This window comes from Roseibium sp. TrichSKD4 (assembly GCF_000148725.1).
In the GTDB taxonomy this organism is placed as follows: Bacteria; Pseudomonadota; Alphaproteobacteria; order Rhizobiales; family Stappiaceae; genus Roseibium.
In genome coordinates this window covers 74,823-99,267 of the sequence record NZ_GL476314.1, presented here as the reverse complement: position 1 = coordinate 99,267, position 24,445 = coordinate 74,823, and the positions used below count along the sequence as shown (strand labels likewise).

Genomic DNA, 24,445 nt, shown 5'->3' with positions numbered 1-24,445 from the left:
AAGGGTGCTGACCCTATAGCTCACGACCAAACAAGACCTCGTCGTGAATTTCGATACCGTAATCACCACGGAGCGGAATTTCGGGATTTTTGGCGCGCTCTTCATCGATCACACCGGGTTGGACACGCTCCATTCGAAAGCCCCGTCGCTGATAGAAGCGAAACGCATCCAGATTGTCATTGGAGGTGCGCACTGTCACACGATTCACGCCCTTGGTCCGCGCATCATTGATGACGGCCTCAAGGAGCTTGGAGCCGGTGCCACCCCAGCGATTGACGCTATCAAGGGTCAGGATTTCCCATTCATCGTCGCGAATGATCAAGGTCACCAGGCCGACAAGCTCGTCTCCTTCAAAGGCAACAAACCCCGGCAGCTGAGACGCATCAATCAGATCGCCATCCAGCAGCATTTCCGGGCTGGTCCACCTGTTCACCAGCAGGTCATGGATCACATCATGATCCTCATCCTGCGTCGATCGAACGATAATAGTCATGCGCGTGTCCTCACCGCTTCAAAATCCGGTCGGAAAGTGGCGTCCTTGCCTGCCATCTTTTTCGCTCAAGCTCTGGAGCATCATAGTTCTTTTCCGGGTATCCAAGACAAAGATAGGCAATAAAACTCCAGCTTGGGTTAACATCAAGAATACAACTTGTCCTTATGGGATCCAGAATGGAGACCCACCCAAGACCGATCCCCTCGATCCGCGCTGCAAGCCAGAGCGTCTGGATCATGCCGACTGCAGAATAGGCCAGCGTCTCTGGCATGGTCGCACGGCCAAGCCCGTGGCCCTGTTCCGGGTTCGGGTCAACAAACACCGCAAGATGAACGGGAGCTTCGCGAAGCCCCGCCAGTTTCAAGCTGCGATACGCTTTGCCTTGCTCTGTTTCGCCATAGCTTTCGCGCGCGGCACGATTTGCCGCTGTGTGCGCTTCCATGACTGCAGATCTGCGTTCAAGGCCTTCTACCTGAACAATGCGCCAAGGCTGGCTGTTTCCGACAGAAGGTGCCATATCCGCCAGCGACAAAACGCGGTTCAGAACATCTTCCGGGACTGGATCAGTTTTAAAATGGCGTACATCCCGACGCCACTGAAGCAGCTTTTCAAAGCACTCCCGAAAGCTCTCATCAAACACCGGCTGTGTTTCTGGCAAAGTCATCTCAGCGCACCGTCAGTGACCGGGAAACTCCACAAGAGTGCGGACCGGAACGCCAAGATCTTCAATTTTCTTGCGCCCGCCGAGATCCGGAAGATCTACGATAAAACACGCAGCAACAATGTCAGCGCCGATAGATTTCAACAATTTGCAGGCAGCTTCTGCGGTGCCACCAGTCGCAATCAAATCATCCACCACGATGACCTTCTCACCCGGTCTGATGGCGTCCTTGTGCATTTCCATTTCATCGATGCCATACTCAAGAGAATAGGCAATCCGAACGGTCTCATGAGGCAGCTTACACTTCTTGCGAATGGGCGCAAAACCGGCAGAGAGTTGGTGCGCAACAGCACCGCCCAAAATGAACCCGCGCGCCTCGATACCGGCAACCTGATCCACTTTTGACCCTGCCCAGGGCTGCACGAGTGCATCTACCGCACGCCGGAATGCACGGGCATTGCCGAGCAATGTGGTGATATCTCGAAACAGAATGCCTTCTTTCGGATAATCCTTGATGGTGCGGATGGAAGCAATGAGTTCGTCTTGAACCGTTTGGTCTGACATAAGCTCTCTCGCGTTGGTCAAGCGGGGCGGAGACTTGAAGCAAAATCAAGCCGAAGCCGGTTATAACAAAGGAAAAGACAAAGGGGCAGTTGTTTTGCCAGTGCCGGTCAGTTGCGTTTCAAGACCCGCCTAGCCACCGCGTCCAGTTTGGCAAACAGTTCGGAGTCTCGAACTTCTGGGGCCGTCATAAGCGCGTATTCAAGGGCCTTGTCTGAGCCAACCGGGCAGTCTTCATGCTCTCGCGGAATATCGCGAGCAATGCGCGCGACAAGGCGCTGCGCGTTGGAGGCATTGTCTTTCAAGACTTGAATGATGGATTGAATATCCACCTCGCCGTGATCCGGGTGCCAGCTGTCATAGTCAGTGATCATGGCAACGGTGGCGTAGCAAATCTCGGCTTCGCGGGCGAGCTTCGCTTCCGGCATATTGGTCATGCCGATCACATCGCAGCCCCACCCGCGATAAAGATGGCTTTCCGCAAGGGACGAGAACTGTGGACCTTCCATGGCGAGATAGGTTCCACCTCGACGATAGGACAGGTTTTCAGACCGGGCCGCCGCTTCAACAGTATCCACCAGTTTAGGGCTGACCGGAAACGCCATGGAAACATGCGCAACACAACCAGCACCAAAGAAGCTCTTTTCGCGGGCGAAAGTCCGATCAATGAATTGATCGACCAGTACAAACGTGCCCGGTGCCAAATCTTCTTTAAGTGAACCACATGCGGAGACAGAAACGAGATCGGTAACACCACATCGCTTCAACACATCGATATTGGCGCGGTAGTTGATATCGGTCGGTGAATACACATGGCCGCGGCCGTGGCGGGGAAGAAAAACAACCTTCACGCCGTCAATACGGCCAATGCGAACCTGATCTGATGGCTCGCCCCAAGGGCTCTCAACGCTGACCCACTCAGACTGTTCCAAACCTGGCAAATCGTAAATGCCCGATCCGCCCACTACACCGAGAACTGTCTTGGTCATATCCGCCCCTCGCCAAAAAACTCGGCACAGATATGGAGGCGAATCTCTCACGCTGTCAAACCGCTTTTACCTCCGGCACCGATTTGGTCGTCCATACGAAAAAGGCCGCCGAAATTCATCGGCGGCCTTAGATAACTTGCGGGACTGAAACTTAGTGTTTCACGTCGCGCCAGATTGCCTGCTTGGTGAAGTAGAGCAAACCGGCGAAGATCACCAGAAAGAGCATCACGCGGAAGCCCATCTGCTTACGTGCTTCCATATGCGGCTCAGCTGCCCACATGAAGAACGCTGACAAGTCCTTCGCATACTGCTCAGTCGTCATCGGAGTTCCGTCTGTGTACTCGACCAGCTCATCAGAGAGCGGCGGAGCCATGGAGATGAACTCACCAGCCAGGAACGCATCGTTGTAGTACTGACCTTCCGGGACTTCCTTGCCCTCTGGTGGCTCAACATAGCCAGTCAGAAGTGACGTGATGTAATCTGGACCCAGTTCCGCGTATTGCGTGAAGATGTCGAACACGAACCACGGGAAACCACGGTGCGCAGCACGGGCCTTCGCGATGAGCGAAAAGTCCGGTGGATACGCACCATTATTGGCGGCACGCGCAGCTTGCTCGTTCGGGAACGGAGACGGGAAGCGGTCGGCGAGGATCGCCGGACGCTCAAACATGTCGCCGTAATCATCCGGACCATCAACGATGATGTAGTCCGCAGCGATCGCTTTGGCCTGATCTTCAGTGAAGCTTGGGCCACCTTCTTCCATCAGATTCCGGAAGGCAATCAAACGCATTCCGTGACAGGCCTGACAGACTTCCTGATAGACCTTGAAGCCACGCTGCAGTTGTGCCCAGTCGTAGGTGCCGAATGGACCTGCGAAGGACCATTCGTACTGCTCGATATTCGGCTTGTGGCCGCCGGCCGCGAGAGCCGGGGCTGCAACTGCGATGACAGCTGCAGCGGTGAGTGCACGAACCATTTTGATCATGGTGCTCATTTTTCTCAAAACTCCTGATCGGCTCGCGTTACTTGGTTTCCGGTGCAGATACAGCACCGGCCGGCGTTCCGGAACCACCCTTGAGAACCGCCTCGGAAATGGAGGCCGGTAACGGTGCGGGTTTCTCAAGGAAGCCCAGCAGCGGCAGGATTATCAGGAAGTGCGCGAAGTAATAGGCTGTGCAGATCTGGGAGAAGATCACGTACCAACCTTCAGCTGGCATGGCACCGAGGTAACCAAGAGCAACTGCGTTGATCGCGAAGATCCAGAAGAACTGCTTGAACAGCGGACGGTAAGCACCGGAGCGAACCTTGGATGTGTCCAGCCACGGAAGGATGAACAGAACCGCAATCGCACCAAACATCAGGAGAACACCGCCCAGCTTGTCCGGCACTGCGCGAAGGATCGCGTAGAACGGCAGGAAGTACCATTCCGGAACGATGTGCGCAGGCGTAACCAGCGGGTTTGCCTCGATGTAGTTATCCGCATGCCCCATGTAGTTCGGCGAATAGAAGACGAACCACGCGAAGAAGATCATGAAGATGACGATCGCGAACAGATCCTTGACCGTGTAGTACGGATGGAACGGCAGCGTGTCCTGCTTGGTCTTCGGCTGTACACCTGTCGGGTTGTTGTTGCCTGTCGTGTGGAATGCCCAAACGTGCAGCAGCACAACGCCAAAGATCATGAACGGCAGAAGATAGTGCAGAGAGAAGAACCGGTTCAGGGTTGGATTATCAACCGCAAAACCGCCCCACAGCCAAGTTACGATTGTCTCACCGACCAGCGGCAATGCGCCAAACAGGTTGGTGATAACCGTAGCACCCCAGAAGGACATCTGACCCCAAGGCAGAACGTATCCCATGAACGCGGTGGCCATCATCAAGAGGAAGATAATGACACCGAGGATCCAGGAAATCTCGCGCGGAGCCTTGTATGATCCGTAGTAGAGACCACGGAAAATGTGGATGTAAACGGCGATAAAGAACATCGATGCGCCGTTAGAGTGCAGATAGCGCAGGAGCCAACCGAAGTTCACATCACGCATGATGTGCTCAACGCTGTCGAATGCAGCAGCGGTGCTCGGCGTGTAGTGCATCACCAGAACAATACCGGTGATGATCTGCGAGATCAGCACGAAGAACAAGATACCGCCGAATGTCCACCAGTAGTTCAGGTTCTTCGGCGTCGGGAAGTCTACAAACGAACCGCGGACAAGCGAAATAACCGGCAAGCGACTTTCAAGCCACTTCGCACCAGCGCTTTGCGGAACATATTCAGAATGTCCAGCCATGGGTTTCTCCTCAAATCCTGGCCGTCAGCCGATCTTGATTGTTGAATCGTCGACAAACGCAAATGGCGGGATCAGCAGGTTTTCAGGTGCTGGGCCTTTGCGGATACGACCGGCTGTGTCGTAGTGAGAACCGTGACATGGGCAGAACCAGCCGTTGAACTCGCCAGCATCGCCAAGAGGCACACACCCTAGGTGCGTACAAATGCCGACCTGAACAATCCATTGCTCCTTGCCTTCAGCGCCACGGTTGACGTCTGTGGCCGGTGCATCGGCTGCCAGATTTGCATTTCGAGCCAGCGGGTCCGGAAGGTCTTCAATTTCAACGCTGTTCGCGGCATCAATTTCTTCAGCCGTACGATAGCGAATAAAGACCGGTTTACCACGCCATTGCACCGTGATCGACTGACCTTCCTCGACAGCCGAAACATCGACCTCGATAGAAGCCAGCGCAAGCGCCGATGCATCCGGGTTCATTTGATCAATAAAGGGCCATGCTACTGAGCCCACTCCGACGGCGCCCATAGCGCCAGTCGCAATATAGAGGAAATCGCGGCGGGTCGGTTCCGCCTGATCCGTATGTGCCAAGGTCGCGTCCTCTCGAAACCTGTTCAACCTGTACCGAAAGCCCGCTTGAGACCGCGCGATCCGGTTTTCTTATTGAAAACTAGGATAGGCGGTTCAGAGCGGGTCTCAACGGCAGCCAGATGCGGCATGTGCACGCACCAGCTTGAAGCGAGTGTCTTTTTGCACCCTTCGCGCGACTTGTCCAGCGCAACCAAAGGACCAATACGCATATGTCGCAGGTTATTTCCGGTTTTTGCTGACTCAAGTGTGAAAAATGACCCGCCACCTAAATATTGCGGCTGGTAAATCGTTTGTCAGGCGGCAACTTCCGGCGTCAGGAACCCGCCAGATTGATGCGACCAAAGTTGTGCGTAGAGGCCATTTTGATCGAGCAGTTGCTGATGCGTTCCCTCTTCAATGATTCGGCCTTTGTCTATGACGATGAGCCGATCCATCGCCGCAATTGTCGACAGCCGGTGAGCAATCGCTATCACGGTCTTTCCTTCCATAAGGTCGAATAGACTGTCCTGAATTGCCAGCTCAATTTCAGAATCGAGCGCGGACGTTGCTTCATCCAAAACAAGAATAGGCGCGTTTTTGAGCAACACCCGTGCAATCGCAATCCGTTGACGCTGACCACCAGAGAGCTTCACACCTTGTTCTCCAACATGGGCTTCCAGTCCGGTGCGACCCGCCTGATCGCTCAGACCTTGAACAAAGTCCCAAGCATGCGCTTTCTGCAGGGCAGACGTCACTTCGGCTTCTGTTGCAGCAGGCTGACCATAAGCAACGTTCTCAAAAATGGACCTGTGCAGCAACGACGTGTCCTGCGTAACCACTCCAATCTGGGACCGCAGATCGTCTTGGCGAGTAAGCGCAATATCCTGACCATCGATCAGAACCCTGCCGCCCTCCAGATCGTAGAAGCGCAAGAGCAAGTTCATCAACGTGGATTTACCCGCCCCGGACCGTCCAATAAGCCCAATTTTTTCGCCGGGCTGAATGGTCAAATCCAGGTTTTCAATGACCCCGGCATCCTTGCCGTAGTGGAACCGGATTGCATCGAACCGGATCTCACCTTTCTGGACCGAAAGAGGTTTCGCATCAGGAGCGTCTACCACATCCCGCTCACGCGATATGGTGGCAATACCATCCTGCACCGTGCCCACATTTTCAAAAAGGCCGGACATTTCCCACAAAATCCACTGGGACATGCCCTGGATTCTAAGAACAAGTGCAATGGCAACAGCAATCTCACCCGTTGTCACCTCACTGCGCTGCCATAGAACAAGCGCCAACCCGCCAACACCGGCCAACAGCAAGCTGTTGATGGTTGTCAGCGTGATGTACATGCCCGTGACCAAACGCATCTGCGCAAAAACGGTCTTGAGGAACGACATCATGGATGTTTTTGCGTATTCCTCCTCGCGCTCAGCGTGGGAGAACAGCTTCACTGTCGAGATATTGGTATAGGCATCGACCACGTGCCCCGTCATGAATGAGCGCGCGTCCGCCTGATCTCGCGAGACATCCTTCAAGCGCGGGATGAAGATCCGCATGACGATCAGGTAGCAAGCCAGCCAGAGCACAAAGGGAATGGCAAACACAAGGCTCGCTTCTGCCACCACGAACAGGCCAGCGGTGAAATAGACCGACACATATACGAGAATATCAGCGATCCTCGTGACGACTTCCCGCACGCCAAGCGCAGTCTGCATCAACTTGTTCGCGATCCAGCCAGCAAAGTCGTTTTGATAGAAGGAGACCGACTGACGCAGCAGATATCGGTGCACCCGCCACCTGATCGACATGGGATATGTTCCCATGAGGCCTTGATGGAAAAGCACCTCGAACAGGAAGCTCACAAACGGCAGAAGCACAAGAACGACAAGTCCCATCCAGGCCAACTGCCAGGCGTTGTCAGAGAAAAATGTTTCTGCATTCTGCTCTGACAACCAGGTCACCATGTCACCTAGAAACGTGAAGATCATCACTTCCAGGACAGCCACGAGGGCTGCGACCACGGAAACCGCCGCCAAAATCGGCCAAACGGGTTTGGTATAGAACCAACAAAAGGCCCAGAACCCCTTCGGAGGAACATCAAGCGATGTGTCCTCGAAGGGGTCGATAAGGTTTTCAAACAACTTATACATGTTTCACCTTTGCAGCTGGTAAGCCGCCCTCGCTCTCAAGCTTCGCGTCGTTTTTCAGACTGCGGTCAAGCGGCTGCGGAAAGGGATCACTGTCCCGTCCAGCGGAAAGCGCAACAGCTCCAAGGAAGCTCAAGATTGCTGTTGCGACGATGAACGTCCCAAAGAACAGGTCTGTCAATCGCCCAGCGAAAGAATAGGCTGGCAGCAATTCACCCGCCAAAAGCACGGCGTCAACACGGCCTATTTCATTCAATAGAACCGGAACAAACATGATCAAGGCAAGCAGTCCAACGGACAACAAGAACGCCAGAGCGAGTTTAGCAAGCTTCATGAAGCCAAACGTATTTTGCCCACTCTGCGGCAAAGCAGGTGGCAAATAGACATCCGGACGCTCAGGGAGCGCAAACGGATCATATGGATAACGGGCAGACATCTGTCTTCTCCGAAGGAAATAGATATGAAGACGTCGGCAAGACGACCCTGAAGGACCGCAGCACGCGTGAAAGTCAGCGCGGCTTATCGCCAGACGTCAGATAGTTTGGAGATTTTTGAAAAAGTGGCGCTTAGGACGCGCCAAGCACAGCAATGCGATACCAGAAAGGGCAAAGCAGCGCGTGAGTGCTGATAGATACAGTCATGTAACGCCCTCCTTTTCGTTTGGCATCAAACTCAATGTCTGCGTAACGGCCCAGGCGAGCCGTGAGAAATTCATACGCGAGCTGTTTGGGCTTTTAAAGCGCTATTTTGAGAATTGGCGAACTGCACGACCAAGAGTTGCAATTCCGCAACAGTGAGCTTTCACAGCAACATTAGAGCCCTCCAGACTGCTGGTCAGGCAGCCCGAATGCTCTGGAGGAACTGGCGGACCTGCGATTGCAGATCTTCAGACAGATTTCCAAGATCGTTGGAAGCGGACTTCATTCCTGCAGAGGCTGCACGGCTTTCCTCCATGGCACCAGCCAAGCGGGTGATGTTTTCTTCTACCTCAGAAGAACTATCAAACGCATCATTGGCACTGCCATCAATCTCGTGGGTCGCTTGCGCCTGAACTTCAACGGCAGACCGAATCGCGCCAGAGATCTCACTGATCCTATCAATCGTTGCCGCAATGTTGCTGATAGCTGTTTCAGACTGTTCGGCAACCTCTTGAACAGAAGCCACTTGGGCCGAAATATCCTCAGTTGCCTTGGTCGTTTGCTCGGCAAGCACCTTTACTTCGTTAGCAACAACAGCAAAGCCCTTGCCTGCCTCTCCTGCGCGCGCAGCCTCAATTGTGGCATTTAATGCAAGCAAATTGGTCTGGCTGGCGATTTGACTGATCAGCTCAACAATTTCGCCGATGGCACGGCCTGTTTCGCTCAACCTGCCGACCACCTCGTCGGTTTTGCGCGCTTCTTGCACTGCAGCACCGGCAATGTCAGCTGCCTGATCAACGTCGAGACTGATCTTGCTAATAGAATCGGCGAGCTGTCCTGCAGAAGAGGTGACCGACTGCACCGACGAGCTGGCACGGCCAGACGCAGTTTGAACATGTTCAACGGCCTGAACCGAGCTGTCGACCACCACCTGCAACTGATCAGAATGAAGACCAACGGACTGACCAGCTTCAATTAAGGCATTGGCCACCCCAATCACGGACCGTTCAAAATCAGCGGCAATATCGGCCATGAGGGCCTTGCGTTCCTCATCCACATGGCTTTGCTGGCGTGCGCGCTCAGCGGCATCCAGTTCGGCTTTCTCGACCAGCTTGGATCGAAACTCAGTAACCGACCGTGCAATTGAGCCAATTTCATCCGTCCGGTCAGCACCATCGATGTCAACGTCGAGTTGGCCATCGGACAATTGATCCAAACCACCCTGAAGCCGTTTCAAAGGACGCGCCAAACCAAATGCGAGATAGACGGCCAGCACCAGAAAGAGAAAACCGATCGGAGCAACAACCACCGCAACATTGAGTGCCCCGTTGAGGATCAAACCATCAATGTTTTGAACCAGATTGGTGCTTACAAACTGATCAGCCAAATCAGGCGATCCAAGGTTGTAAATCAATGCTTCGCGAAAGGTGTAAAACGCAAATGCTGTGCCGCCCATCATAATCAACGCGGCTGTTGCGACCATGACCACAAACCGGCCACTGATGCTTAATGTCACTGTACTCGCTCCGACATGATTGTCTGCAATCCATGGGATGCAGACAATCTCAAACCTCAGCCGTGTTTAGCGGAGCGAAGTAAATTAAGTGTAAGCCGTATTTATATCTACGTAATTTCGACTATGATTTTCATATAGTTAGAGCTGTCAACTCCCTGGAGCGATACGCACATCCACTGGCGCTACGACGTTCCAAGCACCATTCGGGTAAGGACAAAGCCCAAACTTGCTGACACAGCAGACAGGACCGTACCCCAGGCAACATCGACGATAACAACGATCAAAGGCCACCCCTTCAAGGTGGCATAATTCGTCACATCATAGGTTGCATAGGTGAAGAACCCAAAGAGTGCGCCGAATACCAAGGCGGTTGCGATGCTTCCCGATTTCAAAGCCGGCATGACTGCGAAAATCACAATCCCAACCACATAGATCAGGTAAAAGGCGGCCGCAGCAGCCATGTTGGGCTTGTCCATCAGGAGGTGGCCAATCCGGTCAAAATAAAACCGCGTGGCAACCTGCGTCAGCCAAACATAATCAATTGCCAAAAAGACAAACGCTGTCGCAAGGTAGGAGACGATATATTGCAGCATGAGATCCTCAGGAGTTACAGCATGTTTACGACCTCCTGTTGGCCGTGGATCAAATGCAATTGAGCTTGCTCGCTAACCTTTGAGAAACCCACCTGATTGCCGGGCCCATAACTGGGCATAGAGCCCCTGCTTTTCCTCCAAAAGATGTTTGTGCGTCCCGCTTTGCACGATGGCACCCTGATCGAGAATCACCAGTCGATCAAGCGATGCGATCGTGGACAAGCGATGGGCCACTGCTATCACCGTTTTTCCCTGCATGAGCGTGCCGAGATTCTGCTGGATGGCCGCTTCAACATCAGAATCGAGTGCCGCAGTGGCCTCATCCAGAACCAGTATCGGGGCATCCTTCAATAGAACCCGCGCAATCGCAATCCGTTGACGCTGCCCGCCGGACAGTTTCACCCCGCGTTCGCCAACATGGGCATCAAACCCCACACGGCCCTTTTGATCTTTCAGCCCCTGAATAAAATCCAGCGCATGAGCTTTTTCTGCCGCTGCATACAATTCATATTCGCTGGCTTCCGGTCGCCCGTACAAGATGTTGTCGCGTATGGAGCGGTGCAGAAGGGATGTGTCCTGCGTCACCATACCAATGTGATGACGGAGCGACTCTTGTGTCACCGACGAAATGTCAGCCCCATCAATCAGGACGCGTCCAGCCTCCGGATCATAGAACCGAAGTAGCAGGCTGAGCAGTGTCGTCTTGCCCGCTCCAGACGGCCCAACGATGCCGACACGTTCGCCGGGTTTAATCGCAAGATTGAGGTGTTCGATCACCCCTTCATTTTTGCCGTAGTGAAACCGGATATCCTGAAAACAAATTTCACCATCAAAGACCTTCAACTCCTTGGCATCAGATGTATCTTCAAGAGTGATCGGTTTAACGATCAATTCCATGCTGTCCTGCAGCGTCCCCATGCTGCGGAACAGATTATTGAGTTGGCCCATCATCCGGTTCAACAGGAGGTTCATACGCACCACAAGGCCAAGGCTGAAGGCCACAGCACCGGTTGTGATGGTCTCCCCTTGCCACAGATGAAGCGCCGTTGCAGCAATCAGCACCATCATGGTTCCGCCAAGGATCGACATGACAATGCGGATGGTGGTCAGCGTTCGTGTAAACTGCTTCAAACGTTGCAGGAACACGTCATAATTGACCCGAACTCCGGCGTTTTCCGTCTCTGCTGACCCAAAAAGTTTCACAGTCGAGATGTTTGAATATGTGTCGACGAGGCGGCCATTCACGCTTGATCCCGCATGTGCGACTTCTTTTGCACGCCCACGAACCTTTGGAACAAACAAATAGGCCACTGCGCTGAAACACAGTAGCCAGACAGCAATCAGAGCTCCCAGCCGCCAATCGAGCTGAAACAGCAGAACGAAAGACGTGGAAGCGTAAACAATGATGAACCAGGTCACCTGCAGAAGGGTGACCATGAAATCACCGGCAGACTGCCCGGATTGCCAAACCTTTTGGGAGATGCGGCCGGCAAAATCGTCATGAAAATAGGAGAGGCTCTGGCGCATCACCCGCGAATGGGATTGCCACCTGACCAGATTGAAAAAGCCCGGCACGACGGCCTGTTCCTCAACCAAAGCTGTCAGGCCGTTGATAACCGCCCGCGCCACCACCACGAAAAAGACCATGAACAACAACGTGCCTGCGTGGTCCTGAAAGAACGTTGATCGATCAGAAGTCTCAAGCAGGTCAACGATCTGGCCGATAAAGGAAAATATCGTCGTCTCGATAAAAGCCGTCAGCGTTCCAAGAACGAGCATGACAGCAAATGGCCAGCGCGCCTGACGCGCGAAATACCAGAGAAAGGCAAATCCGCCACGCGGTGGATTAGGGTCTTCCACCTGACGAAACGGATCAATCCAGCGCTCAAAAAACTCAAATACAATTTTCAAGTAAAGGTTCCTGATTGAAGAATGACTGCTCGTCTGCACTTTACGTTAAGGCTGCAGACCCGATTCTGAAAGCGCACCCTTCCCTATGACAAGCGCTAGGCGGCATGATACGTGAGCAAATCAGACACTCGCGCCCATAATCGACCAAAGGCCCACGAACAAAACCGCCATGCCTCATCTTGCGCTTTACCAACCCGACATTCCGCAAAACACCGGAACCATGGTGAGAATGGCAGCCTGCCTCGGCGTAGACGTTCATCTTATTGAGCCCGCAGGGTTTCCAATCTCTAATAGTGCCCTGAAGCGGGCGGGCATGGATTATCTGGAAAGAGCCCGCCTGATCCGCCATCTAAATTTCGATACTTTTGATAATTGGCGCCAATCAGAGAACCGACGCCTACTGTTACTGACAACAAAAAGCAGCGACAGTTACACGAATTTCATATTTAAAGACAGCGACATACTCCTCCTGGGTCGTGAATCATCGGGCGTTCCAGAAACCGTTCACGAAGGCGTTGACGCACGATTGACCATCCCCATGGCGGAAGGTCTGCGCTCTATCAACGTTGCCATTTCTGCCGGAATGGTTCTTGGTGAAGCCTTGCGTCAAACCGATGCGTTTCCTGTAACCGCAGCAAATGCTAAGTAGCTGCATTCAAAAAACCTGTACCACGATTAAGACCAGCAAGAGATCCTACATGAGCGCTCCCTCCCCGGAACAACGCGGCGGCCCGATCCCGGACCAAATCGAAGACAAGAAAAAGACCGCTGCAGCCTGGTTCGAGGACCTGCGCAACCAGATTTGTGCCAGCTTTGAAAAGCTTGAGGATGAAATAACCGACCGAAGCGGGCCGATGAGTGACCGCGAGGCTGGCCGCTTTGTTCGCACACCTTGGGAGCGGACTGACAGCACAGGCGCGAAAGGTGGCGGTGGTGTCATGTCGCTGATGCACGGGCGTGTCTTTGAAAAGGTCGGCGTTCACATCTCAACCGTCCATGGCGAGTTTTCACCGGAGTTCCGGGGGCAAATTCCTGGAGCCAACGAAGACCCTCGGTTTTGGGCATCCGGCATTAGCTTGATCGCTCACATGCACAATCCGCATGTGCCTGCCGTTCACATGAACACCCGCATGGTCGTGACAACCCGCCAGTGGTTTGGCGGGGGGGCAGACCTGACGCCGGTTTTGGATGCCCGGCGGACCCAAACGGACCCGGACACTGTCGCTTTCCATAAAGCCATGGAAGACGCTTGCTCGCCGCATGACGTTGCTGACTACCCGGCCTACAAAAAGTGGTGCGACGAGTACTTCTACCTCAAGCACCGTGATGAGGCGCGCGGCATTGGCGGAATTTTCTATGACTATTTGAACAGCGGAAGCTGGGATGCGGACTTTGCATTCACGCAAGACGTTGGGCGTGCATTCCTGAAAATTTATCCGGAGCTTGTTCGGGCAAACTTCGAAAAACCGTGGTCAGACGCGGAACGCGAAGAGCAACTGATCCGCCGGGGCCGATATGTGGAATACAATCTGCTCTATGACCGCGGCACAATTTTCGGCCTGAAGACTGGTGGCAATGTGGCCTCCATTTGTCTTCCATGCCACCGGTCGTAAATGGCCTTGAGTAAGGCCATTTTAGTCCGGCTCAATCAGCCCGCTTTCAATTGTGGTGTCGGCCCGTCAGGACCTTTTCCTGGGCGGGCTTTTTCTTGATACGCCCGAGATCGGTGTCAACGACGACACTTCTAAACTTGAGAACCAGAGATTGGTCGAGTTTTCGGCCCATTTTCTCCAATTCAGCCAAAGCAACTCGCAACGGAAATGCTTTTTTATAGGCCCGCTCTTCGGTCATCGCAGCAAAGATATCGCAGATTGTCATCACACGGACCTGTTCATTCAGGTCTTTCTCGGTCAATCCGTCAGGATATCCGCTTCCATCCAGATATTCGTGATGGTGCACGGCCATCGCCGCCAATTGCGGCGGGATTTCCGGTCGGCCATTCAGGATGTCCCGGCCGAAAATCGGGTGTTTTTTGATCAGATCAAACTCGCACTCAGTCAACTTTCCGGGCTTGTCCAGAATAGCAAGAGGGATTCGCGTCTTGCCGATGTCATGTATCAGCGCTCCGGCGGCCATGGCCTCTCGCGCCGCTTCCTGCCACCCCAATTGCTCACAAAACGCCACGACCAACCCAGCAACATGTAGCGAATGGTGGTAGGTTGCACTGTGATGCTGCTCAACAGCCTTGATCCAGTTTTTGAGCCCGTCAGCTTCCAGAGCCTCAACAACGGATGAACTGGCAGATCTAATGACCTTGACCGGCATGCGCTCTGAAAAGAGACAGGCATGCATCATTTCATTTAGAGCACCCGATCCTTTCAGCACCGCCTTACGCGTTGCGTGAGGTACCTGCACTGACATAGACGCATTCAGCGTTTTGCGGTGATGCTCCTGAATCACCTGTGCCAGCGCCTTGAAACCGAGCCTGCGATCAAAAACCTCAATATTTCCGAACGAGTGAGCTTGAACCGTTTCCCATCGATCCGACGGGGTCACGATGAACAGCAATCTCAAATGACGCAGATTAATCAGCTGTGTTCTGAGGTTTTCCAGTCCTTCTCGGCTAGCTCCAGATAAATCAACAATAAGCAAGGTTGCATTTTCAAAGCGATCTGGGGACAGAAGCTGCATTCCAACGTGTTCGCAAGACACAATTACCGGCAGTCGCGCGAATAATGCGCTCTGCGACAAGTCGCCGTCCGATATGAGTGCGGCCTTCATAAGTTACTGCCCTTAAAACTACCTATGCATTATTTACAAGAACAGTACATAAAGATGACCAAGTTGTTTATTGGTGCTGAGAAAAAATATAAAACTCGAATAAAAATCGATCGGCGGCACGCTAATAGCTAACAAACCGCTAAACAGCCTTATTCAATTTGATAGAAAACCCGATCCGCTATTCGGGTGATGAAATCTTCAGCTTGCCTTAGCTTGTTTTAATGGCGAGCGTTTTACAGCAGCACTCCGGTTCGGTTGGCTTGAGTGCAGATCCATCACGATGTCTTTGAATTTCTTCACCAGAGACTGGTCCAGTTTTCCGCCCATATCAATGAGATTTGCGAAAGCGACACGTGGAGACATCGGGCTTTTGTAAGATCGCTCCTCGGTCATCGCCGCGAAAATATCACAGATCGTCATAACACGGACGGTTGGTCCCAGCTGATCTCCAGAAAGTCCATAGGGATAACCGCTGCCATCAATATACTCATGGTGACAAACGGCCATACGTTTGATCTCATTCGGGATATTGTTGGCACGTTGCAGAATTTCTTCACCAAAGAGCCGGTGCTTTTTGATTGTGTCAAATTCTTCGTCGGTCAGAGCGCCTGGTTTATCGAGAATGGCCAACGGAATTTTGGTCTTGCCGATGTCGTGCAGCAAACCACCTGCAGCAATCATAGTCTGATGTTCTGAGCTCCATCCCAGATGTTGAGCAAAGGAAGTCACCAGACCAGCAACATAGAGAGAGTGGCGAAACGTATGGCTGTGGTGACATTCAACGGCCCCAAGCCACGCGCTAATCCCCTCTTCCTGCATGACACCGGTCAAAGCAGAAGCAGATTGCTTCATCAAGGCAACTGAAATTGCGCCATCTTCAGTTGCCGCAAAAGGGAGATCATCCAACAGCGCTGTTGACTTATGAAAGGCCTGCTGAACCTCTTTGCTGGAGTTTTGCAATCGCTCCAGATCACAATCGGGTTTGCCAATGAACTCACGTATCGTGAGGACCAGCGCCTTGAAGCCTTTCGCGCGATCGAAGTGCTTCACTTGACCAAGCGTGCCACTCTGAACCATTTCCCACCGATCACCCTTGGTCAGTGGGCAAACAATTTTGGCACCCTTGTCGGCAGAAGTGACAGCGCGAAGGTGCTTGAGGGAAGTAGGAGAAGAGCCTTTCAGATCAACGACCGACAGTTCAGCTTCGGAAATATCAGATGAACTGACCTTAGACATTTCGATATGCTTGCATGAAAAAAAGCGAGAAAGGTTCTTGAAATAATCGGCATTGTTAAAACCGCCACCTGTAATCAAAAGAATCAACATTTTTATATGGCCCCGAACACAAAATACGTATGCCGGGACATTAGAGAGCAAAAAAGTAACAACTTCCTTTAGGTTACTTTATAATTGCACTCGCAATCACACAAAACTCAGAGTTTAATTCAAGTTGTGACCGCTAACTTCAGAAGCTCGCTACGCCCCTGCTTCAAACCACCCGCAATCCAGATGTTTTCCAGCTTTTTGAGTGCTGCTCCGATCTCTGGTCCCGGAGCCATACCAGCGGAAATTAGGTCCTTTCCCTGTATTGGAAAAACCGGCAGCTCCTCATTCTCCAGTGCAGACAAAAAAGCTTCTTGGCAGTCGGACAAACCATCAGCGGACGACACATGCTCATGGGCAGAAAAGGAAAGAAAGGCAGCTTGCAGGCTGGCCACCGCGCCGAAATGATACAGCTGAAGACGGGGATCAATAGGAGGATTGGAGGTGCTTTGTGTCTCAGCGGCTTTCGCAACGCTAAGCATATGGTCCAGTTCACGATTTGAAAGACGCAAACGCTCGGCCACTTTGCGAAGTGTGCTTTCCGAAAGGCCAATCAGCGCCACCAGATAGGTTGTGAAGGGAATTGGTGTATTACGGATGGCAGCATATCCATGCAGCCTGCAATAAACATCGGTATCTGCATCCTGCAGCAAGACTTGATGCAAAATGCCCTTTTGCGCCATCTCGGGAACGACGCTCGAGCCACCAGAAGCTGGCAGCAGTCGCTTCATCTCCGCGCCAATGCGTTCGGACGAGAGCGTTTGCAATCCTTCTTGCAGCCTCGCACAAGCCGCAAGACCTTCCGGATCAAGCTTCCCTTTTCCATATGTGGCATGAATGCGGAAAAATCGGAGGATACGCAGATAATCTTCCCGTATGCGCCCCTCTGGATTTCCAATAAAGCGAACACGCCCGGCCAAACAATCTGGAACGCCGCCAAGCGGGTCGAACAAGGTTCCGGCACGATCAGCGTAAATGGCATTCAGGGTGAAATCACGACGCTTAGCATCCTCGATCCAATCAGAACCAAACACGACCTTGGCCTGTCGTCCGAAGGTTTCAACATCCCGCCGCAGGGTCGTCACCTCATAGGCTTCACCCTCGCTCAAAACAGTCACCGTTCCATGATCAACGCCAGTGGGAATTGGTTTGAGACCGGCGGCATTGACAGCTGCGATAACATCTTCTGGGCGCGCTGTTGTTGCAATATCAACGTCAACTACAGGCACTGACACCAAGCTGTTTCGCACAGCACCGCCAACAGCCCGCGCTTCAGCACCCGCTTTTTCCAACGCATCGAAAAGTCGCTGCAGACCGTTAGCGTGTAACCAGTCTTGCCCGGAGAGATCTATTTGGGCGGGCGTGTCAGCCATCAATCATTCATATCCACCTGGGATGAAAACACCGTTCTCCAACCTGGAAGGACGATACTCCGCCCCATCCGGCGCCTGTTTGAAGGATGCAAGCGTTATAAGGCTTACAACCACAAGCACGACACCAGACAACGCCAGCCATGCCAACGGACCGTTCCGCCAATTCTCGGAAGTCTGCGCCTTCTTGTTCAAAAACAGCCACAGCGCGTAGCCAAGAAAGGGCAGCAAAAACAAAACAAAATGCGAAAGAACAACGCGAAGCATCAGGCATAAACCGTGTCATAGAGGGATCGGATGATTCCGGCAGTCACACCCCATATATAGCGCTCTTGATACGGCATAGCATAAAAGTACCGCCGATAGCCCTGCCAAACCCGACTATGGGTTTCATGATTGGCCGGATTCATAAGGAAGGACAGAGGCACTTCAAAGATATCCGCCACCTCATTCGGGTTTGCCTTTAATCTAGGACGCGTCTCCAGTTCGGCAACCACCGGGATGATCTTGTATCCGGACCCTGTTAGATAGGGCGCAAGATTGCCGATCAGTTGAACTTCATTAGAAGCAAGCCCGATCTCCTCTTCCGCCTCGCGCAATGCGGCCCTTTCCGGCGTTCCATCTTCCGGGTCGATCTTACCACCTGGAAAAGCAATCTGACCGGCATGCGCCGACAGGTGCGCCGTCCGCTGCGTCAAAAGGACAGCTGCACCATCCATGTCACGAATGATCGGGATAAGAACCGCAGCATCTTTGGGCGCTCCCTTTGCCTTGGCATAAGGCCCCATGTCGGGGTTCAAAACATGGTCTCCAGTGTCCCGACCGCCAAAAAGCGGCGCCCTTTCGGCTAGCCGCTCCCGAAGGCTCATAAATTCAGCATCCAGTGCAGCAGTCTCCGGATTTGGATAAGTTGAAGTCATGCGTTGGTTTTGCCCAGCAGGGTTCAATTGTCATCTTCATTAGATAAAGCGTTCTGCGGCAGATCAAAGAACTTTCCACCGCTCCAAACACCCATCCGCTGGTTGTCGTCTGGATGCTCCTCGAACACATCAGCCAATTGATAGAGAAGTGGCCGCGCAAACAGGGCGTCTAGGCGGCCCCGCACCCGGGCGTAGGGTTTCAGTCCCAACGTTTCCGGCTCGACCTGAAACCAGAGCGGATTGTCTTCACCGATCGCAAACACATCCCCCATATTGGAGCGCAGTGTCAGCTCTTGCGACAGGTTTTCACCTTGAATGTCCATCTCAACGGCCACAAAGGGCGCGTCCTCCACGAAAATTCCGATCCTTTCCACAGGTGTCACCAGATAGTGACGATCATCTTCATCACGGCGCAGCACCGACGCAAAAAGCCGGACCAAAGGCTCTCGCCTGATCGGGCTGCCATTATAGCTCCAGGTTCCATCAGCTGAGATCCGGATGTCCAATTCACCACAATAGGGCGGGTTCCATTTTTCAACCGGAGGCAAGGATTTTCTAGGAGAACCAGCACGTTCCATCAGGGCAGCCAGCCCAAGCGGAATGTCGTTCAGTCCAGTTTCCGTTTCTGCCATTGCCCTACCCAAGCCGATCACTCTTCACAATTTCATCATTTCGATTTGGGCCGCTTGCCAGCCCATGTCAATGACGACAAAGTCAGGATTTCCTGTCTGCAAAACGCCAATTGCCCCTGTCTCGCAATAATTTGCGACTTATCTAGTGAATGAGATGATGCCAAACTCGGTAAATCCATGGGAGAGTCGGTCCGGCAGCTTTGTCTGCGTGGAACATGAGAGCAGAGGAAGAGACCCGGTCCAGACCCACGAAAGAGGTGCCACATGAGCGTAGTGACCCCATCCCCTTCAGGGAACCTTGATGAAGCTGCCATTGCCGAAAGGGCTGAAAAGGCAGTCGCCCGTGTGACCCAGGCGAAAGCCGATATCGCGCAGATCATTTTCGGTCAGGAAACGGTTGTTGAACAGACCTTGGTCACAATCCTTGCAGGTGGCCACGGTTTATTGGTCGGGGTTCCGGGTCTTGCCAAAACCAAACTGGTCGAAACGCTTGGAACCGTCCTTGGTCTGGATGCCCGGCGCATTCAGTTCACGCCAGACCTTATGCCCTCTGACATTCTTGGCGCTGAAGTGATGGAACAGGGACAAGATGGCAGCCGGTCTTTCCGCTTCATTCAGGGTCCGATTTTCTCGCAACTGTTGATGGCTGATGAAATCAACCGAGCCAGTCCACGCACACAGTCCGCTCTCTTGCAAGCGATGCAGGAATACCATGTGACGGTCGCTGGTCAGGCCCATAATCTTCCCCGCCCCTTCCATGTTTTGGCAACACAGAACCCGCTTGAACAGGAAGGCACCTATCCGCTTCCAGAAGCCCAGCTGGACCGGTTCCTGATGCAGATTGATGTGCATTATCCTGACCTTGACGCCGAACGGAAAATCCTTCTGGAAACAACAGGGGCCAATCAGGCAGAACCTCAGGTCGCCATGGAAGCGGCGGAACTGGCGGAATACCAGCAGCTTGTGCGCCAAATGCCGGTAGGCGAGAGCGTGGTCAACGCGATATTGCAGCTGGTCCGCGTTGCCCGCCCGCAGGAAAATCAGGATCGGGACGACATAACCAAACTGATCGCTTGGGGGCCGGGGCCACGCGCAAGCCAGGCCTTGATGCTGACGGTACGCGCCAGAGCTCTTGTTGATGGGCGCCTTGCACCCTCTGTAGATGACGTCCTTGCATTAGCAGAACCCGTCCTGCAGCACCGCATGGCTTTGACGTTCGCCGCCCGTGCGGATGGTCACACCGTTCGAAATGTCATCTCCCGTGTGAAAGCCCGGATCGCCTGACGCAAGCACAAAGGGAGACGCGGTACCATGGCACAGGTCCAGAAGGACATCGGAGATCAGGCCAACTGGCCCAACATGATCGGCGAGGCCTGCTCGGTTGCCGAAGCCTTGCCGGACCTTCTGATTGAGGCCAGCCATGTCGCAAACTCTGTTATCGCAGGCTGGCACGGTCGGCGCAGAGCCGGCCCCGGTGAGAGCTTTTGGCAGTTCAGACCGTTCGTCATGGGAGAACCGGCCAAACGCATCGACTGGCGGCGTTCAGCACGCGATGATCATCTTTATGTCCGCGAACGGGAATGGGAAGCAGCTCACACAGTTTGGCTATGGGCTGACCTTTCCAGTTCCATGGCATTCCAGTCCCGATTGTCGACCACCTCCAAGCGGGACCGTTCCATTGTCTTGATGCTGGCGCTGGCGGATATGTTGGCTGATACGGGAGAACGCATTGGCCTGACAGGGGTAACCCGAGCATTTTCAGATAGAAAAGCTGCTGAATGGCTCGCCAGTGCCCTCGCCCACCTCGGCAAACCTGCCGCTCTTCCCGACACAACCGGAATTCAGCGGTTTTCGGATGTTGTCCTGATCTCGGATCTTCTGGATCCGGTCGACAAAATTGAAGCTTGGGTTCATCACGTGGCGGGCACAGGAGCCAGAGGCCATTTGGTGCAGGTGCTCGACCCCATTGAGGAAACCTTCCCTTTCGACGGGCGCGTTGAATTTCTCGATCCTGAAAGCGGACTGAAATTGACGACTGGCCGCGCAGAAAAATGGCGCGAATCCTATCACCAGAACCTGGAGACCCATCGGGCTACCGTCAGAGACATCGCCCGACGCGCCGGATGGACCTACACGGTGCATCACACAGACCGCTCCGCCGCTGAACCGCTGCTGGTCCTGCACAGTGCCCTTTCTGGCTCAGCAGAAGCCCTCGCAACCGGGGAGGAGTATTGATGTTTTCAGGCCTCCCACTTGCCTTTGGTGCCCCATGGGTTCTTGCCGCATTGTTTTTGTTGCCCGTGATCTGGTGGCTGCTGCGGCTGACACCGCCGCGCCCGCGGGAAGTTGCGTTTCCGCCGACCCGCCTCCTTTTGGACATTGAGCAGCACGAAGAAACACCGCAAAAAAGTCCTTGGTGGCTGACCCTTTTGCGCCTTCTGCTTGCCGCGTGCTTAATCCTTGCCCTTTCCAGCCCAATCTGGCGCCCCATGGAAACAGTTCAATCTGGAGACGATGTCTTCTGGCTGCTGATGGACAATGGCTGGCAATCATCGAAACACTGGGACGATCAAGTTCGCACTGCAGAACAAATACTGGAAGCGGCCCAAAGTGAGGGTCGACCGGTCTTGTTCGCTGCGACAGCTGATGGCCCGTCCCAAAACCTGGCTCCAGAAGCAGCTGTTACCGCCCTGGAACGTCTTCGCGCCATCAAACCGCGCCCCTATGCTCCCAATCGATCAGAGTTAGTGATTGGACTTCGCAAAGCTGCGAATGAGACCGCCCCCGTAGCCGTTATTTGCCTTTCCGATAATTCGGAAGGCACCTCCCCCGGTGCTTTCTCGGCCGATCTTGCCAAAATTATCAGCGATGCCCCTTTGACAGTCTATTCCGGACTGACCCCGCACAAAGCGCTCAAGGCCCCGGAAAACACGTCAGAAGCCTTGAGTATTATAGTCGCCCGCCACCCGGAAGACACGGTTTCCTCCGCCACTGTTCAGGCACTCGACATCAAAGGGCTTTCACTCGGCGAGGCAACCGTATCATTTGAAAACAACGCCCTGGAGACAGAGGCCCGCTTCACCATTCCAAGCGAACTGCGGAACGAAATTGCCCGTCTCGAAATCAAGGGCACATCGAGCGCAGCATCGGTCCAGCTGATTGATGACAGCTGGCGCCGCCGAGTGGTCGGCATTATTTCTGGACAATCCGGCGATCTGGCCCAACCACTCCTCTCCCCTCTGTTTTATCTTGAGCGGGCGCTCAACCCATTTTCCGACCTGCGCAAGCCAAAATCAGGCGATTTGGACACTGCGGTCCCTGAATTGCTGGACAACGGTATTTCCGTTCTGGTCCTTGCCGATATCGGTCGGCTTCCTGATCTTTCGCTAGAGACGATTGAGGGCTGGGTGCGCGACGGCGGAACTCTCGTTCGTTTTGCAGGCCCGAGAACAGCAGGCGGCACGGACCGCCTGACACCCGTGACCTTGCGCTCCGGGGACCGCTCGTTGGGAGGCAGCTTGTCGTGGAAGCAACCTCAACGCCTTACCGAGTTTTCTGACAACTCTCCCTTTGCGGGACTGCCAATTCCCAAGGATGTTATTGTCAGCCGTCAGGTTTTGGCTGAACCAACGGCCGAACTTCCGTCCAAGACTTGGGCAATGCTGGAAGACGGTACACCGCTGGTGACCGCAACGCCCTTTGGCCGAGGAACCATCGTGCTTTTCCATGTGACAGCCGATACCTCCTGGTCAAACTTGCCACTGTCTGGAACATTTCTGGAAATGCTGCGCCGCATGTTGGCCATTTCCAACGCTGTATCTGTGACAAACACCGAAGACGGCACAGAGCAAGGCACATTGCCGCCGCTTCGCTTGCTGGATGGATATGGCAACTTTACCTCACCGCCTGCGGACGTTCCTCCGATTGCAGCGCGAGACTTCGCTGACTCAGCTGCAAGTCGCACCACACCGCCGGGTCTTTATGGAACAGAAGACGGCTTCCGCGCCTTGAACCTTTTGAAACCGGACGACACGCTTGCGGCGCTCAACACCGATACGTTCGGAGACAATGTGGATGTCAGAGAGTATCCAACCGCTGATCCTGTTGATCTGCGCGCCATTCTGTTCTCCCTCGCCTTCATCTTGTTGATGCTGGACGTAATTGCCGTTTTAGCAATGGGCGGAGCTGTCAGTCGGCTCAAAGTGCGGGGTTCAAGCCTTGCGAGCGTTGTTATCCTGGCAACCCTTCTCCTGCCGATGGCAGACAAAGCCTTAGCGCAAGAGACGATAGCAGATGATTATCAGGCCTTGCAATCGACCCTGCAAACACGGCTTGCCTTTGTGAAAACCGGAATTGCCGAGATTGATCAAACAAGTCTGGCAGGCCTCAATGGATTGACCCAATTTTTGTCAGAGCGCACTGCGTTGGAACCGGGCGACGCCATTGGTGTGGACATTGCCAATGATGAACTGGCGTTTTACTCCCTTCTCTACTGGCCACTTGATCCGTCGCTTGAAGTCCCTGATGCGCGCACCATGTCGCGAATTGACACTTTCATGCGCAACGGTGGAACAATCCTGTTTGATACGCGTGACCACATCACCGTAGGCACTACCGGGTTCTCAACAACACCGGCCACATTAAAGCTGCGAGAAATCCTGGATGATCTCGACATCCCGCCTCTGGAACCGGTTCCACAGGATCATGTGCTGACAAAAGCCTTTTATCTGTTGGATAGCTTTCCGGGACGATACGCCACCAGCCCGTTGTGGGTCGAAGGTAGCGGCGACGCAACAACAGGCAGCGGTCGCCCTGTTCGAGCGGGAGACGGAGTCTCTCCGGTTCTGATTACCGGCAATGATTTTGCCGCCGCATGGGCCATCGACGCATCGGGTTCATTCATGTTCCCGACAGTTCCCAACGATCCCAATCAGCGAGATTACGCCTTCCGGGCTGGGGTCAACATCGTGATGTACAGCTTTACCGGCAACTACAAGGCGGATCAGGTGCATATTCCTGCGCTGCTGGAACGGCTTGGACAATGAGGAGACATCC

General features: G+C 53.7%; 22 protein-coding genes and 1 pseudogene. 5 read left to right on the top strand and 18 right to left on the bottom strand.

The features are described from left to right. Positions 1–13 precede the first annotated feature (13 nt). The 12 genes from TRICHSKD4_RS12495 to TRICHSKD4_RS12435 all read right to left on the bottom strand — a co-directional run bounded on the left by TRICHSKD4_RS12495 (position 14) and on the right by TRICHSKD4_RS12435 (position 12,364). Positions 14–493 (bottom strand): GNAT family N-acetyltransferase, encoded by a 480-nt coding sequence (locus tag TRICHSKD4_RS12495; protein ID WP_009759375.1) that lies wholly within the window; start codon positions 491–493, stop codon positions 14–16. A gap of 10 nt (positions 494–503) precedes the next feature. Beyond that, positions 504–1,157 carry a 5,6-dimethylbenzimidazole synthase gene (bluB, locus tag TRICHSKD4_RS12490; RefSeq protein ID WP_040616804.1) on the bottom strand — a complete coding sequence of 218 codons (654 nt, stop codon included), beginning with the start codon at positions 1,155–1,157 and terminating at the stop codon, positions 504–506. 12 nt (positions 1,158–1,169) lie between these two features. Further along, on the bottom strand, positions 1,170–1,718 hold the full coding sequence (locus tag TRICHSKD4_RS12485) for an adenine phosphoribosyltransferase (protein ID WP_009759373.1): 549 nt from the start codon (positions 1,716–1,718) through the stop codon (positions 1,170–1,172). Between the two features lie 107 nt (positions 1,719–1,825). After that, a complete protein-coding gene (locus tag TRICHSKD4_RS12480) occupies positions 1,826–2,704 on the bottom strand; it encodes an S-methyl-5'-thioadenosine phosphorylase (RefSeq protein ID WP_009759372.1) in 879 nt (292 codons plus the stop codon). A gap of 151 nt (positions 2,705–2,855) precedes the next feature. Further along, the gene (locus tag TRICHSKD4_RS12475; RefSeq protein WP_040616803.1) at positions 2,856–3,698 is read right to left on the bottom strand and encodes a cytochrome c1; all 843 of its coding nucleotides are present in this window, start codon (positions 3,696–3,698) and stop codon (positions 2,856–2,858) included. Between the two features lie 28 nt (positions 3,699–3,726). Then, entirely contained in the window at positions 3,727–4,992 is a 1,266-nt protein-coding gene (locus tag TRICHSKD4_RS12470) for a cytochrome b/b6 (RefSeq protein WP_009759370.1), read from the bottom strand. Between the two features lie 24 nt (positions 4,993–5,016). After that, positions 5,017–5,577 carry a ubiquinol-cytochrome c reductase iron-sulfur subunit gene (gene petA, locus TRICHSKD4_RS12465; RefSeq protein WP_009759369.1) on the bottom strand — a complete coding sequence of 187 codons (561 nt, stop codon included), beginning with the start codon at positions 5,575–5,577 and terminating at the stop codon, positions 5,017–5,019. Between the two features lie 293 nt (positions 5,578–5,870). Continuing rightward, entirely contained in the window at positions 5,871–7,709 is a 1,839-nt protein-coding gene (locus tag TRICHSKD4_RS12455) for an ABC transporter ATP-binding protein (protein ID WP_009759367.1), read from the bottom strand. Continuing rightward, positions 7,702–8,142 (bottom strand): hypothetical protein, encoded by a 441-nt coding sequence (locus TRICHSKD4_RS12450; protein WP_009759366.1) that lies wholly within the window; start codon positions 8,140–8,142, stop codon positions 7,702–7,704. The genes TRICHSKD4_RS12455 and TRICHSKD4_RS12450 overlap by 8 nt, the downstream gene beginning before the upstream one ends. 398 nt (positions 8,143–8,540) lie before the next feature. After that, positions 8,541–9,860, bottom strand: coding sequence for a methyl-accepting chemotaxis protein (locus tag TRICHSKD4_RS12445; protein ID WP_009759364.1), 1,320 nt, complete (start codon positions 9,858–9,860; stop codon positions 8,541–8,543). A 182-nt stretch (positions 9,861–10,042) separates the two neighbouring features. After that, the gene (locus TRICHSKD4_RS12440; RefSeq protein WP_009759363.1) at positions 10,043–10,453 is read right to left on the bottom strand and encodes a DUF2177 family protein; all 411 of its coding nucleotides are present in this window, start codon (positions 10,451–10,453) and stop codon (positions 10,043–10,045) included. A 72-nt stretch (positions 10,454–10,525) separates the two neighbouring features. Next, a complete protein-coding gene (locus TRICHSKD4_RS12435) occupies positions 10,526–12,364 on the bottom strand; it encodes an ABC transporter ATP-binding protein (protein ID WP_009759362.1) in 1,839 nt (612 codons plus the stop codon). A gap of 169 nt (positions 12,365–12,533) precedes the next feature. Between TRICHSKD4_RS12435 and TRICHSKD4_RS12430 the strand changes: the two genes are divergently transcribed. After that, positions 12,534–13,013 carry a tRNA (cytidine(34)-2'-O)-methyltransferase gene (locus tag TRICHSKD4_RS12430; protein ID WP_009759361.1) on the top strand — a complete coding sequence of 160 codons (480 nt, stop codon included), beginning with the start codon at positions 12,534–12,536 and terminating at the stop codon, positions 13,011–13,013. Positions 13,014–13,062: 49 nt separating this feature from the next. Further along, positions 13,063–13,987, top strand: a pseudogene (hemF, locus tag TRICHSKD4_RS12425) (oxygen-dependent coproporphyrinogen oxidase). Positions 13,988–14,023: 36 nt separating this feature from the next. Here hemF and TRICHSKD4_RS28150 read toward each other — a convergent pair. From TRICHSKD4_RS28150 to TRICHSKD4_RS12395, 6 genes are all read right to left on the bottom strand, one after another. Beyond that, entirely contained in the window at positions 14,024–15,055 is a 1,032-nt protein-coding gene (locus TRICHSKD4_RS28150) for an HD-GYP domain-containing protein (RefSeq protein WP_168157017.1), read from the bottom strand. Between the two features lie 288 nt (positions 15,056–15,343). After that, on the bottom strand, positions 15,344–16,522 hold the full coding sequence (locus TRICHSKD4_RS28145; protein WP_139052095.1) for an HD-GYP domain-containing protein: 1,179 nt from the start codon (positions 16,520–16,522) through the stop codon (positions 15,344–15,346). A gap of 68 nt (positions 16,523–16,590) precedes the next feature. After that, positions 16,591–17,841: a CCA tRNA nucleotidyltransferase gene (locus TRICHSKD4_RS12410; RefSeq protein WP_009759357.1), complete on the bottom strand. Its 1,251-nt coding sequence runs from the start codon at positions 17,839–17,841 to the stop codon at positions 16,591–16,593. A gap of 3 nt (positions 17,842–17,844) precedes the next feature. Further along, a complete protein-coding gene (locus tag TRICHSKD4_RS12405; RefSeq protein WP_009759356.1) occupies positions 17,845–18,105 on the bottom strand; it encodes a DUF6111 family protein in 261 nt (86 codons plus the stop codon). After that, positions 18,105–18,707 (bottom strand): CoA pyrophosphatase, encoded by a 603-nt coding sequence (locus TRICHSKD4_RS12400; RefSeq protein ID WP_040616847.1) that lies wholly within the window; start codon positions 18,705–18,707, stop codon positions 18,105–18,107. Before TRICHSKD4_RS12400 ends, TRICHSKD4_RS12405 begins: the two co-directional genes overlap by 1 nt. A 74-nt stretch (positions 18,708–18,781) precedes the next feature. Then, complete coding sequence (locus TRICHSKD4_RS12395; RefSeq protein ID WP_040616802.1) at positions 18,782–19,390, bottom strand: DUF1285 domain-containing protein; 609 nt, start codon at positions 19,388–19,390, stop codon at positions 18,782–18,784. A gap of 264 nt (positions 19,391–19,654) precedes the next feature. On the opposite strand from TRICHSKD4_RS12395, the gene TRICHSKD4_RS12390 reads away from it, so the two are divergent. From TRICHSKD4_RS12390 to TRICHSKD4_RS12380, 3 genes are read left to right on the top strand one after another with little or no spacing between them, the layout of a single operon-like run. Further along, entirely contained in the window at positions 19,655–20,674 is a 1,020-nt protein-coding gene (locus tag TRICHSKD4_RS12390; RefSeq protein WP_040616801.1) for a MoxR family ATPase, read from the top strand. Positions 20,675–20,701: 27 nt separating this feature from the next. Beyond that, positions 20,702–21,625: a DUF58 domain-containing protein gene (locus TRICHSKD4_RS12385; protein WP_009759352.1), complete on the top strand. Its 924-nt coding sequence runs from the start codon at positions 20,702–20,704 to the stop codon at positions 21,623–21,625. Next, a complete protein-coding gene (locus tag TRICHSKD4_RS12380; protein ID WP_009759351.1) occupies positions 21,625–24,435 on the top strand; it encodes a DUF4159 domain-containing protein in 2,811 nt (936 codons plus the stop codon). Before TRICHSKD4_RS12385 ends, TRICHSKD4_RS12380 begins: the two co-directional genes overlap by 1 nt. The last annotated feature ends 10 nt before the right edge of the window (positions 24,436–24,445 follow it).